Below are 12644 nucleotides of genomic sequence, written 5' to 3'. Positions count from 1 at the left end.
CTTCGTCGCCGCTGCTGCGGGGCTCAGGCGGCTTGCGTTGGCGCCACCTTCGTCGCCGCTGCTGCGGGGCTCAGGCGGCTTGCGTTGGCGCCACCGTCGTCGCCGCTGCTGAGGGTTTCCGGCGGCGGTCGCGGGCTACGCGGAACAGCAGGGCGGCCCAGCTGCGGTACGGGGCCCACGCATCGGCGATCGAGGCGAGTTCCGTGGGCGTCGCGGCGGGGCGGATGTACGCGTGGCGCATTTCTTCCAGCAGGTACCGCTCGTCCGCGGGGAAGACGTCCGGGTGACCGGCGCCGCGGATCAGGATCAGCTGCGCCGAGAACGCTCCGATGCCAGGCAGGGCCCGCAGCGTCTCCAAGGCGTCCTCGGGGTCCACGGCGCGCAGGGCGGCCGGGTCGAGGACTCCGGTCAGCGCGGCCTCGGCGACCACGCGGAGACGGTCCACTTTGATCTCCGGCAGCCACGACGGCGCGGGCATCTCCAGCAACTCCGCCGGCGCCGGGAACGACCACAACCGACGCCCGTCGACGTCCAGCTGCCTGCCGTGCAGTTCGGCGATCCGTTGCTTGAACAGAGCCGCCTGCGTGAACCGGATCCGCTGCCCGATGATCGCCCAGCAGGCGGCCTCGTACGGCGACGTGAACAACACCGGACGCAACCCGGGATACCGCGCCTGCAACGCACCCACCACCGGATCACGCTCACCGACCGCGGCGAAACCGGAGCCGTCCACGTCGAGCGACAGGATCCGCGCCACGTGCCGCGCCGCCTCGGCGACGTCGGCTTCCCCTGCCACCACTGACAGTTCGACGGATCCGGGCGCCCGTTGCCGCACCCGCACCCCGGTATGCACCCACCCGCCCGGCAACGGGAAGGCGAACCGGAGGGTGCCCGGCTCCTCCGCCGCATCCGGTCGCGACGCGGGCGCGAACCCCTCCAGGAACCCGGCCGCCGCCGCGAGGTCGAACGGCCCCGGCACGGCGATCTCGACGGTGCCCGTCACTCTGCTCGTCATCGTTGCTCTCCTTCGGTCGGACGATGATGGGACGACGGAGCGGGACCCACCGACAATTCCGGGAAAAGCAGTTGCCGGCCCCGCTACGGTGGAGCCATGGGTACCTTGTTGCAGTCCTGCGTGGCGTTCGCCCGCTTGCGGCGCGCCTGAACGCAGCGGCTGCCTCGCACACTTCGGCTTTCCAGCCACCACAACGCCAGTCGCTGCGTCATGAGCTCCTGCCCGCTCTCATGACGTGGAGTACCCATGCCCTCGGCACCTCGTGCCGGGCGGTCCGCCGGCGTGCACTTCCTTGCCACACCGGCGATCGCCGCACAGCTCGTCCAGTCCTGCGCCATCGGCGGCGACGATCTCGTCCTGGAGATCGGCGCCGGCCAGGGCGCCCTCACCCGCCACCTCGCCGCCACCGGCGCACGCGTTCTCGCCGTCGAACGAGATGAACACTTCGTGCGCCGCTTGACCACCCGATTCGGTGATCGGCCGAACGTTCGCGTCGTGCACGCCGACGTCCGCGACATTCCCTTGCCGCGACGACGGTTCCACCTCGTCGCCAACATCCCGTACGCGCTGTCGACGACGATCCTCCGCCGCGTCCTGACCGGCCACACCGCGCTCCACCGCGCGGCGCTGCTCGTCGAATGGGGCTTCGCCAAACGGATCTGCGCCACCGTGCCCGGGCGGCTCGAACAAGCGTGGTGGGCCGCCCGCTTCGACCTCGAACTGGTGTCCCGGATCGGCGCGCGGCACTTCTCCCCGCCACCCCGCGTCGACTCCGCACTCCTGGCGATCCGCCGCAACGACTTCCCCCGGTCAGCCGAACGAGCACTGTGGACGGTCCTGTCCACCGCCTACCGCCACCCCAGCGCGCCGGCGCACCTGCTGTTCGACCGGCGCGCCCTGCGCCGGGCGGGAATCCGGCCTGCGGAGCCCGCGGGCACCGTCCCGCCCCAGCGCTGGGCGCACCTCGCCCGCGACCTGTCCCCCGGCCGCACCTGGCCCGCCCTGCCGAAACAGATCCGCGACTGAGAACTCTCAGGAAATTCTTCTCAGGGGATTTCTGGGTCGCTCCACAGGATTCTCACAAGGAAGGGGACGAACCTCATGGGCATGAACGAGAACGAGTTCCGGGCGAGCCAGGCCGGCGGGGTCCCGCCGACCTACAGCCACCCCTACTACCAGCAGCCGGTCGCGGCCGCGCCGGTGCTCACGCCCCCGCGGCCCAAGAAGAAGCGCGTCGCCGCGCTCGTCACCGCCAGCACCCTCGCCGCGGCGGTCATCGGCGGCGCCAGCGGAGCCGCCCTCGTGGGCCTCGACAGCGGAACGCCGACGGGCTCGGCCACCTCCGCCACCACCGTGTCCAGCACCACGAACACCGACGTCAGCGCGGTCGCCGCGAAGGTGCTGCCCAGCGTCGTGCAGGTCAACGTCACCACCCGCCAAGGCGAGGCCATCGGCTCCGGGGTCATCCTCAGCTCCGACGGCAAGATCCTCACCAACGCGCACGTCGTGTCCGACGCCGTGGGCGACGTCACCATCACCCTCTCCGACGGCACCAAGTACCAGGCCAGCGTCGTCGGCGCCGACACCAAGGCCGACATCGCCGTCCTGCAGGCCGAGGGCGCCAGCGGCCTCACCGCCGCCACCCTCGGCGACTCCAGCAAGGTGCAGGTCGGCGAAGAAGTCGTCGCCATCGGCTCACCCGGCGGCCTGCAGAACACCGTCACCTCGGGCATCGTCAGCGCCCTCAACCGCGACCTCTCCGACATCTCCAGCGGCGAACCCGACACCCCCTTCGGGCAGACCGCCAACACCAGCAGCGACAGCCCCAGCTACACCGCCATCCAAACCGACGCGTCCATCAACCAGGGCAACTCCGGCGGCCCGCTGGTCGACATGAACGGCGAGGTCATCGGCATCAACTCCGCCCTCTACAGCCCCTCGTCGACCTCCGCCGGATCGGTCGGCATCGGCTTCGCCATCCCCATCAACGACGCCAAAACGATCATCGAGCAGATCGAGAACAACTGACACCACCGGAACGGGCCGCGGTCGGGGCGGCCCGTTCCGCTGTGCCGGAAGGTCCCCGCGCGCGGCCCGCGTTAGGGTTTCCCGGTGACCGACCGTCTTGTCTGGATCGACTGCGAAATGACAGGGCTGGACCTCGCGAAGGACGCCCTGATCGAAATCGCCGCCCTGGTGACCGACGCCGACCTCAACATCCTCGGCGACGGCCTCGACATCGTCATCCACGCCGATGACGACACCCTCGCCGGCATGCCCGACGTCGTGCGCGAAATGCACGCCAAATCCGGGCTCACCGACGAAGTCCGCCGCTCCGTCACCACCCTCGAGGAAGCCGAACAACGCGTCCTCGACTACATCCGGGCCCACGTCCCCGAACCCAACAGCGCGCCACTCGCGGGCAACTCCATCGCCACCGACCGCGGCTTCATCGCCCGCGACATGCCCGCCCTCGACGCCCACCTGCACTACCGCATGGTCGACGTGTCCTCGGTCAAGGAACTCGTCCGCCGCTGGTACCCGCGCGTCTACTACGCCAAGCCCGAGAAAGGCCTCGCCCACCGGGCGCTCGCCGACATCAAGGAATCCATCAGCGAACTCGACTACTACCGGCGCACCGCATTCGTGCCCATGCCAGGGCCCAGCAGCGACGAAGCCCGCGCCGCGGCCGCCGAAGTGCAGCTCAAACACAGCAACTGACCCCCCGCGAGGCCCCCGCGACGGGCACGCTACGATATCCCGGCTGGTGGCGATCGCAAGACGCCCCACGTGGTGGGTGTAGCTCAGCTGGTAGAGCACCTGGTTGTGGTCCAGGAAGTCGCGGGTTCAAGTCCCGTCACTCACCCCAATGGCCCCACTCTGCTCGGTCGCTTCGCGGCCTCGCCGGGTGGGGTTCGTCATTTCGTTCGGGGGCCGAGCCCCCGGGCCCCCACGGTGCGAGCTCCTCGCCTTGGCGAGCGCTGGGCACGAACAGGGGAACCAGCGTGTGCCCTGCCCCCAATGGCCCCACCCTGCTCGCCCCAATGGCCCCACCCTGCTCGGTCGCTTCGCGGCCTCGCCGGGTGGGGTTCGTCATTTCGTCCGGGGGCCGAGCCCCCGGGCCCCCACGGTGCGAGCTCCTCGCCTTGGCGAGCGCTGGGCACGAACAGGGGAACCAGCGTGGGGTGCCCCTACTCGGTCGCGGAGCGACCTCGTGGGGCGTGGGGACCTGGTCTGCCGCTGGGGGGTTACGTGCGCCGGGGAGAAAATTAGCCCCACCTGACGGTGGGGCTCGGGGGTGTTAGCTGGTTGTGGGGGTTGTCCAGGCTGTCCAGGGGAGTTGCCAGACCGACCAGCCGTCCGTGGGTTCCAGCGGCTGGCCGCCGCTGTTGGCGACCGTGAACAGGTCGCCCTTCTTCGACAAGTCCATCAGCCACTTCGCATTGGCGGTCGACAAGTTGATGCAGCCGTGGCTCACGTTCCGGCGCCCCTGCGAACCCACCGACCACGGCGCCGAGTGGTAGAAGATCCCGCTGTTCGACAAACGCACCGCGTACTGCACGAACGTCCGGTAACCACCAGGCGTGTCCGCGGGAACGCCGTACGTGCCGGAGTCCATCGTGTAACCCACGTGCTCGCTCATCACCGTGTACGTCCCCACCGGCGTGGTGTTCCCGGGCTTGCCCATCGAGATCGGCAACGACCGCACCTCGGCGCCGTTCACCAACACCTTCGCCTGGTGCGAACCACCATCGGCGAGCACCTCCACCCGGTCGCCCACCGTGATCTTCGCCGCACGGTCCTCCAGCCCGTACGCCCCGCCGCCCAGCGACTTCCCGTAGATCGCGGCCTCCACCGAGATCTTCGTGCCCGGCAACCAGTAGTCCTTCGGCCGCCAGATCAGCTGACTGTCACTCATCCAGCGGAACGCGCCCTCCGTGACCGGCTCCGTCACCACCTTCAGCGCCCGCTCCGCCGCCGCCCGGTCCGCCACCTTCGAGTTGAACGTGAAGATCAACGGCATCCCGACCCCGACCGTCTCCCCGTCCTGCATGTTCAACGAGACGGAAATGGTCTTCCGCGGCTTCGCCACGGTGGTGAACGTCGAGGTCGACGTCACCTGCTTGCCATCGGCGCCCACCGCCACGGCCGTCAACGTGTACTGCTTGCCGTAGCCGAGCCCGTCGGCGAACTCCCACGACGAACCATCCGCCGAGAGTGCGCCCGGCACCGGCTCACCCTCGGGGTTGCGCAGCGTGACCTCGGTCAGCTTGCCGTCGGCCACCTTCACCGACACGGCTTCCCCCGGCGCGACGTCGGCGGCGCCCGACGACGGAACCACCGCGAGCGACGCCGGACGGGCGGCTTCGACCGACGGCGGCGCAGGCTCACCCCGCCCGCCGCCACCCGGCTCCGTCGTGCAGCCGGCCACCAGCCCAGCCGCCAGCACCAGGCAGGCCCATCTGCCCGCCCCCACCGAACGCCGCATCATGCCCCCAATCAGGTGAAGATCGCCCGCTTCGTACTCCTGCTCCCAGTCTGCCCGATCTCGACGCCCGCAGGGGCGAGACCTGCCGAAACGTGATTGGGGACCCTCCGTGAAGGGGCCCTCGGAGGCGTGCTAATCTTTTCTTCGTCGCCAGGGAGACCAGGCGGCCGGAGCAAGCGCCATTAGCTCAACTGGCAGAGCAGCTGACTCTTAATCAGCGGGTTCGGGGTTCGAGTCCCTGATGGCGCACAGTCACCCCAGGTCCTAGGGCCTGGGGTTTTTGCTTTCTGATCTTGGTGCCGTTTTACTGCCGTTTTTGGCGACGTCCAGCACGCCGAGCACTACTGCCGAACGCCGGGACGGCAGGTTGCGGCCGACGTAGGTGTCTGTGGTTTGCGACACACGAGAGTGGCCGAGAAGGTCACTCGCTTCCCGCGCCGGAAGCGCGTCGGTGACCAGCGTCGCCACCGTCCGGCGGAACGTTCGAGGCGTGAACCAGTCGCCGATTCGAATTGGGCAAAGATGCTCAGCACCTCGTCAGCCGGGGTTTTTCTGTTGGCGTCCCTTCGGAGGAGACCGCGGGCGGTTCTCGATGCGCGCGGTGGCTAGACCAGTGCGGCCACGTCCTCGGCGAATTGGTCGAAGCCGGGGCCAGCGCGGGACTGCCGGGCCATCGCCGCGGCGCGGTGGGGGTATGGGGCCCGCAGGGCCTGTTCGCAGCTCTCGGTCAGGGAGGCCGGCGTGAGGGAACCGACGTCGAGCCGGATGCCGAGGCCCAGTGCCGCCGTGCGCGCCGCGTTGTGGGACTGGTCGGAGAACATCGGCAGGAGCACCATCGGGGTCCCCGTGCGGATCGCCTCGGCGACGCTGCCGAAACCGCCGTGGGTGACGAGGAGATCCGCGGACTCCAGCAGCAGCGGTTGCGGCACGAACGACATCAGCCGCACGTTGCCGGGCCGTGGACCGGTCCACTCGCCGGGGTCGGCGCCCAACGCGACCACCGCGGTGCACGGCAGATCGCCCAGCGCGGCGACCATCGTCTCCAGCACCGCGGGCGTCTCCGGCACGAAGGTCCGCGCCACACTGCCGAGCCCCGCGACGACCAGCGGCCGGTCGTCCGGCAGATCCAACAACGACACGTCGAGCGGGCCCGCGGGCGGATCCGGCCGGTAGTAGCGCGCCGATGACACCCGCAGCTCCTCCGGGTACCACGCGGCCGGCACCACCCCGGCGAGCAGGAAGCCCTCCGGGTGCCCCGGCTCGTCGACGGTGTCCAGTCCGAACTCGGCCCGCTGACCGTTCAGCGCGTCCCGGACCAGCGGCAGGTTCAGTGCCGAGAAAGGAGAAGTGTCCAGGACCGCCTGCGGCAGCCCGAGCCGCTCCGCGGCGAGGTAGCCGCCGAACTCCTTGCACTCCCGCACCAGCACGTCGGGCTTCCAGGACCCGGCCACCGCCAGGACGTCCCGCGCGAAGGCGCCCGCCAGCGAACCGGCGAAGGCGATCGTGAGCGTGCTGGACGCCTCCCGCACGTCACCTTCCGGCACCGCGGCGGGATCGGCTACCAGTTCGGTCAGCGTCAGCACGTTCGGCAGCGGCAGGTGCTCGATCCCGGCGCGGGCGAGGTGGGGCGCCATGGCCGGCGCCGTGGCGACGGCGACCTCGTGCCCGGCGCGTCGCAGCGCCTTCGCCGCAGGCACCAGCACCGGCACGAGGTGCGAATAGAACGGCTGGCACGTCATGAGCACGCGCATCCAGGCCCCCGATCTCCGCGCGAAAACGCCGTGCCTTTGTACCAGGGAAGCGCACCGAGTTCCGTGGAGGCCCACCGGTTGCTCCCACCGGCCGAAGACATACCTGCGTACGCCGGAATTCCGCCGAGTGGTCCTAAGTGGACCAGGTGAACAGGAGGTTGATCGACTCCCCGGCTGCCGCTATGGTCGGAAGATCGGATTCGGCGCCGACGGAAACGCTCACACTGCCCTGCAGGCCATTTTCGGCCACTTCCATCGAACACCGGCATCCCGGTGGATGCCCGGCGACGGACGGGATTCTCACTGTGATGGCTACCCAATGGACTCCTGCGGTGCACTGGCTCGGGGAACAGGCGCCGGATTCGGACGTCGTGATCAGATGCCCGTTCCCCGCCCGCCGGAATCCCCATTTCGACCGGCTCGTCGTCGACACCGAACGGTGGTTCGTCGAACAGGGCGTGTTTTCCCGGCACCCGGACGCGGACCGCCTCACCAGACAGTTCCTCCGCCACCAGGGCGCCGAAGAACACGCGCGGATGTGGCCCGATGCCGAATACCCCGGACTGTGGCTGGCCGCGCGGCTGCTGACCCACATGTCCTGCTTGGACGACTTCCTCGACGAGATCTGGGGCCCCGACCAGGACGACCACGCCGCCCACGTGGTCGGTCTCATCGCGGACATCCTCAACGACAAGGCCGACCCGGCGGCGGTGGCGGCCGAGCCGCTGGCGGCGCTGCTGGACTCGCTGTGGACCGAAACCCGGTCGGTGGCACCGGAACACTGGCTGGACCGGGCCGCGCGGATCCACCTGGCGTACCTGGAAACGAGCATGGAGGAACGCGCGCTCCGGGCCGCGAGCGCGGTGCCGACGACGGCGCGGTACGTGACCTCCCGCCACTACAACGGCGGGATGTTCTACGCCGCCGCGCTCGTCGAGCTGGCGAACGAAGCCTGGCTGCCGGAGGACCTGTCCGGCCGCCCGGAGATCACCGACCTCGCGCTGCGGCTCAGCAACGCGAGCACGTGGGCCAACGACCTGTTCTCGTACCAGCGGGAAGCCGCGCACGGCACCGGCGCCAACCTCGCGGTGGTGCTGACGACGCACGAGGGCCTGACCGAGGACGAGGCGGTCACCAAGATCGTCGAGCTGGTCAACGCCGAACTGCTCACCCTGGACTTCCTGTGCGACGCGGCGGCCGCCCTGCCGGATCCGGCGGCCCGGTACGCGGACGGCGTGCGGGCACTGGCATCCGGGCTGATGCACTGGATGGCCGGAACCGCCCGCTACGCGACGACGCCGAGCGCCTGATGCGCCGGCACGCGTCCACGAAGGACCGTCGCATTACCGCGGTTCGTCGACGGGAACCGGGATCGAGCTCATCCACCGGGCGCGCTGCTGCTCGACCGCGGTGTCGATGGCCTGCAGGATGCTCGTGATGACGAGGTCGTATATCTGGTCCGCGCTCAGGCCGCGATCGGCCTCGGCCTTCGCCAGCGCCGGGTACTCCCCGGCGCTCGCGCCCGGCCCGCCGGTGCGGGTCTCGTGCAGAGCGCTGCTGACGGCGAACGCCGCGAGCGCGTCGAGCAGTGGCATCACCACCGCGCTCGGCACACCCTCGCGCATGAGCCGGGCGGCGGAGGTGTCGAGCAGGTGCGCGCCGAACCCGTGCGACCGTGACGCGACGATGACCGGCAGCAGCGCGGGATGGGCGAGCAGCACGCGGCGCAGGGTGCGAGCGTTGTCCGGCAGCCACTCCCGCCAGGAGGCGTCGGGCTCCCCGGTGTCACGCACCTCCTCCAGAACCAGGTCCGCGACGCCGACGAGAATGTCCTCCTTGCTCTTGAAGTGGTGGTACAGCGAGGCGCCGTTGACTCCCATCGCGGCCGCGAGGCGCCGGATGCTCAGCGCTTCGAGCCCGCCGTCGTCGACGATCTCGAGCGCGACCTCCAGCGCCCTTCGCCTCGAGATCAACGGAACCTTGGGTCTCACCACGCCGTGACTATAAGCCAACACCACCCGGAACCCGGCCGGGTGATAAACGGCTTTCCCTGTAGAACGACGATCAAATTCCGCAGAGCGCGGAAAATCGGCCGGCGCACCGTACACAGTGGTCAAGCCGCTGACCAGCGCTGATAGCGCAGTGTCATAGAACCGTTAACCGTGCGTTGCCGGGTTATTGCTCAGACGTGGCCCCCAAACGAATTTTGGCTCAACAGCAACCTTATGCAGCCGTCCCGAGCGGGTCTAAGATCACCCGGGCCTACCTAAACCGAACGATGATTGGTGTCGCTCATGCTTCCTCCCACACCAGGATCCGATCCGCTCGACAACGCGGCCTGCGATCCCGGCGTGACCTGGACCACCGGCAACGTCGCCGAAGCCTTCCCCGGCGTCTCCACGGCGCTCGGCTTCACCTTCATCCACCGCCCGATGGAGCTGGCGTTCCGCAAGATGTTCCGCGGCATGGGCGTGTTCGGGAAGGCCGCGCTGGCCGTGCCCGAGCGCATCGAGGACCAGTTCTGGACCGCCTTCGCCGGACGCGCGGCGGCCAACATCAACCAGTTCCGTGCCGTCGCGAGCCTCATCCCGGGCACCTCGGCGACCGCCATCGAACAACAGCTGTTCGGTTATGTCCGGGAAGGCACCGTCGACGAGAACTCGATGCGGCGGTACCCGATCATCGGGGTGAAGGCGCCCCGCGCCGTCTTCACCCTGCCCAAGAAACACGACCGCATGTTCGCCGAGCTCCGCGAGTGGCGTCTGCAGACCCTGCCCACCATCCCCGGCGGGTCCGTCGCCGACAGCCTGGCGATCCTGCAGGACGCCAGGGAACGCTTCGAGCGGATCATGATCCTGCACCTGCTGGTGGCGTTCGTCAGCTCGGGCCTGGCCGACCGGCTGGCCGCCATGGTCGCCGCCGCGGACGTGCCCGGCCTGGAATCCCGGCTGCTGTCGGGTGTCGGCTCGGACGAGAACGAGGTCGCCCAGGACCTGTGGCTGCTCGCGCACGAGCGGATCGACCTCAAGACCTTCCTGGACCGGCACGGCTACCACGGCCCGCACGAGGGCCAGCTGCACAGCACCTCGTGGCGTGAGGACCCGGCGCCGATCCTGGCCCGCCTCGCCGACTACCGCGCGGTCGCCGAAGACGACCCGCGGGCGCCCCGCAACCGCGCCGCCGAGCAGACCCGCATCCGGCACGCGGCCGCCGAGGAGCTCAAGAAGGCGGTGTCGCCGTTCCAGCGCCGCTCGATCACGCTGCTGACCAACCTCTCGGCCCGCTTCCTCGCGCTGCGGGAACAGGGCAAGGCCGGCTACCTGCTCACCTTCGACGTCGCCCGCGCCGCAGCCCGCCGGATCGGGGCGGACTTGGTCGAGCGGGGACTCCTCGACGACGCCGCCGACGTCTTCCACCTCACCTTCGACGAGGTCGTCTCCGGTGACGCCACCGACCGCCGTGACCTGGTGCGGCACCGGCGCGCCCAGTACGAGGACCGGTTGCGCTACCGGCTCCCGCAGGCGTGGGCCGGGATGCCCGAGCTGATCGAGATCGGCGGTGACGCCGCGTCGGACGCCCCGGTGGGCACCACGATCACCGGGGTGGCGGCCAGCGGCGGCGTGGTCGAAGGGCGCGCCAGGGTGGTCCGCGACCCGGCGGCCACCGAACTGGACGACGGCGACATCCTCGTCTGCGAGACCACCGACCCCAGCTGGGTGTCCCTGTTCCTGGTCGCCGGGGCCGTGGTGACCGACTTCGGCGGTCTGCTCAGCCACGGCCCGATCGTCGCCAGGGAACTGGGCCTGCCGTGCGTGTGCGGGACCGAGGACGGCAGCCGCCGCATCCGGGACGGGCAGCGGATCCGCGTCGACGGCGACCGCGGCGTGGTCGAGGTCCTCGCTCGGGTGGACGAAACCGCCACCCGATGACGGACGACGCCGGCATCCCGCGGGGTGCCGGCGTCGTTTCCCGCCGCGTCACCAGGTGCCTGCCGCCACCTCCGCCGTCGCGACGTTCATCAGGTGTTCCAGCAGGCGCACCAGGATGCGCTTGCTGGACTCGCGATCCCGCACGTCACACAGCTGCACGGGCACGTGGTCGTCGAGGTCGAGCGCCTGGCGCACCTCCTCCTCGTCGTAGATCTCCGCTCCGTCGAAGCAGTTCACCGCCGCGATGAACGGGATCCCGCGCGACTCGAAGAAGTCGATGGACCCGAAGGAGTCCTCGATGCGCCGGGTGTCGACCAGCACGACGGCGCCGAGCGCGCCGACCGAGAGTTCCTTCCACATGAACCAGAAGCGGTCCTGCCCCGGTGTCCCGAACAGGTAGAGCACCACTTCCGGGTTGATCGTGATCCGGCCGAAGTCGAGCGCCACCGTGGTCGTGGTCTTGCGCTCGACACCGGTCAGGTCGTCGACCCCGACGCCGATCGCGGACAACCGCTCCTCGGTGCGCAGGGGTTTGATCTCACTCACCGCGGTGACCAGGGTCGTCTTGCCGACCCCGAAACCACCGGCGATGAGGAGCTTGACCGCCCGCACCCCGGCCAGTTCCGGGGAGCCGGCGCTCCGGTCAGAGTTTTCGAACGCCATCGAGCACCGCCTGCAGAAGTTTGATGTCGGGCCTGCCCGTGGTGGGGGGAGGCGGCGACCGGAAAATGAGGTGACCGGAACTGATGAGGTCACTGACGAGCACCTTCACCGCGGCCAGCAACAAGCCCATCTGGGCCGAGATCTCGGCGATCGAGAGCGGCCGGCGTTGGCACATGCGCAGGATCTCCCCGTACTCCCGGTCCAGCGCGGCGACGTCCGCCTCGGGGCGGACAGCCACCACCAACGTGATGATGTCGAGTTCGTGCAGGTCCTTCCCGGCCCGCCCGCGGGTCACCGCGAACGGGCGGATGAGCGGCCCGGGGTCGAACTCGAACGACTCGTCGTCCCCCGCGTGTTTCATGGCGTGTGCGGAACCGGCATCTCCGTCAGCATCCCCCTGGGGCTCGCCGCCATGGTGTCGCCGACCTGTTGCACGATCACGTTCATCTCGTAGGCGATCATGCCGAGGTCGGCGTTCTCCGAAGCCAGCAGCGCGAGGCAGGCACCCTCGCCCGCCTCGGTGACCACGAGGTAGCCGTACTCGAGTTCGACGACGGTCTGCTGCACCAGTCCCTTGTCGAACTGGGTGCCCACCCCGCGCGCCAGGCTGCGGAACGCCGACGCCATCGCCGCGAGGTGTTCACCGTTCTCCCGGTCGAGGCCCGCGGAGCGGCCCAGCAGCAGGCCGTCGGCGGACAGCGCCACCGCCCGCTCGGCCCCGGCCAGTCGCTTCACCAGGTCTTCGAGCAACCAGTTCAGGCCGCTCGCACCGGCTCTGACCACGTCTTCGTTCATCG

At 69.7% G+C, this 12644-nt stretch carries 12 protein-coding genes and 2 tRNA genes; 7 read left to right on the top strand and 7 right to left on the bottom strand.

All coding sequences use genetic code 11. The features are described from left to right. Positions 1–70 precede the first annotated feature (70 nt). Entirely contained in the window at positions 71–1015 is a 945-nt protein-coding gene (locus tag AMYTH_RS0136500; RefSeq protein ID WP_027934367.1) for a DNA-3-methyladenine glycosylase family protein, read from the bottom strand. 246 nt (positions 1016–1261) lie between these two features. Here AMYTH_RS0136500 and AMYTH_RS0136495 point away from each other — a divergent pair, with 246 nt between their 5' ends. The 4 genes from AMYTH_RS0136495 to AMYTH_RS0136480 all read left to right on the top strand — a co-directional run bounded on the left by AMYTH_RS0136495 (position 1262) and on the right by AMYTH_RS0136480 (position 3884). Then, the gene (locus AMYTH_RS0136495) at positions 1262–2041 is read left to right on the top strand and encodes a ribosomal RNA small subunit methyltransferase A (protein ID WP_228685115.1); all 780 of its coding nucleotides are present in this window, start codon (positions 1262–1264) and stop codon (positions 2039–2041) included. An 81-nt stretch (positions 2042–2122) separates the two neighbouring features. Next, positions 2123–3043 carry a S1C family serine protease gene (locus tag AMYTH_RS0136490; protein WP_410468326.1) on the top strand — a complete coding sequence of 307 codons (921 nt, stop codon included), beginning with the start codon at positions 2123–2125 and terminating at the stop codon, positions 3041–3043. A gap of 84 nt (positions 3044–3127) precedes the next feature. Then, positions 3128–3736, top strand: a complete 609-nt coding sequence (gene orn / locus AMYTH_RS0136485) for an oligoribonuclease (RefSeq protein WP_081617601.1) — start codon at positions 3128–3130, stop codon at positions 3734–3736. Between the two features lie 72 nt (positions 3737–3808). Beyond that, a tRNA-His gene (locus AMYTH_RS0136480) sits at positions 3809–3884 on the top strand. Between the two features lie 432 nt (positions 3885–4316). Here the strand turns inward: AMYTH_RS0136480 and AMYTH_RS0136475 are convergent. Beyond that, positions 4317–5507 (bottom strand): L,D-transpeptidase, encoded by a 1191-nt coding sequence (locus AMYTH_RS0136475; RefSeq protein ID WP_027934364.1) that lies wholly within the window; start codon positions 5505–5507, stop codon positions 4317–4319. Between the two features lie 173 nt (positions 5508–5680). Here AMYTH_RS0136475 and AMYTH_RS0136470 point away from each other — a divergent pair. Next, a tRNA-Lys gene (locus tag AMYTH_RS0136470) sits at positions 5681–5753 on the top strand. Between the two features lie 356 nt (positions 5754–6109). Here AMYTH_RS0136470 and AMYTH_RS0136465 read toward each other — a convergent pair. Next, positions 6110–7255, bottom strand: coding sequence for a glycosyltransferase (locus tag AMYTH_RS0136465; protein WP_027934363.1), 1146 nt, complete (start codon positions 7253–7255; stop codon positions 6110–6112). A 308-nt stretch (positions 7256–7563) separates the two neighbouring features. On the opposite strand from AMYTH_RS0136465, the gene AMYTH_RS49285 reads away from it, so the two are divergent. Continuing rightward, a complete protein-coding gene (locus AMYTH_RS49285; protein ID WP_157360720.1) occupies positions 7564–8565 on the top strand; it encodes a terpene synthase family protein in 1002 nt (333 codons plus the stop codon). A 33-nt stretch (positions 8566–8598) separates the two neighbouring features. Here AMYTH_RS49285 and AMYTH_RS0136455 read toward each other — a convergent pair whose 3' ends face one another. Next, the gene (locus AMYTH_RS0136455; RefSeq protein WP_027934361.1) at positions 8599–9249 is read right to left on the bottom strand and encodes a TetR/AcrR family transcriptional regulator; all 651 of its coding nucleotides are present in this window, start codon (positions 9247–9249) and stop codon (positions 8599–8601) included. Between the two features lie 357 nt (positions 9250–9606). Here AMYTH_RS0136455 and AMYTH_RS0136450 point away from each other — a divergent pair, with 357 nt between their 5' ends. Then, positions 9607–11184, top strand: a complete 1578-nt coding sequence (locus tag AMYTH_RS0136450) for a PEP-utilizing enzyme (protein WP_027934360.1) — start codon at positions 9607–9609, stop codon at positions 11182–11184. Between the two features lie 48 nt (positions 11185–11232). On the opposite strand, the gene AMYTH_RS0136445 is transcribed toward AMYTH_RS0136450, so the two are convergent. From AMYTH_RS0136445 to AMYTH_RS0136435, 3 genes are read right to left on the bottom strand one after another with little or no spacing between them, the layout of a single operon-like run. Beyond that, positions 11233–11847 carry a GTP-binding protein gene (locus tag AMYTH_RS0136445; protein ID WP_051362920.1) on the bottom strand — a complete coding sequence of 205 codons (615 nt, stop codon included), beginning with the start codon at positions 11845–11847 and terminating at the stop codon, positions 11233–11235. Continuing rightward, positions 11828–12208 carry a DUF742 domain-containing protein gene (locus tag AMYTH_RS0136440; RefSeq protein WP_020420236.1) on the bottom strand — a complete coding sequence of 127 codons (381 nt, stop codon included), beginning with the start codon at positions 12206–12208 and terminating at the stop codon, positions 11828–11830. The genes AMYTH_RS0136445 and AMYTH_RS0136440 overlap by 20 nt, the downstream gene beginning before the upstream one ends. Further along, positions 12205–12642 carry a roadblock/LC7 domain-containing protein gene (locus tag AMYTH_RS0136435; RefSeq protein WP_051362919.1) on the bottom strand — a complete coding sequence of 146 codons (438 nt, stop codon included), beginning with the start codon at positions 12640–12642 and terminating at the stop codon, positions 12205–12207. Before AMYTH_RS0136435 ends, AMYTH_RS0136440 begins: the two co-directional genes overlap by 4 nt. Between the last annotated feature and the right edge of the window lie 2 nt (positions 12643–12644).

The organism is Amycolatopsis thermoflava N1165 (genome assembly GCF_000473265.1).
Classification (GTDB): Bacteria; Actinomycetota; Actinomycetes; order Mycobacteriales; family Pseudonocardiaceae; genus Amycolatopsis_E; species Amycolatopsis_E thermoflava.
This window is presented reverse-complemented; position numbering and strand designations above follow the sequence as displayed.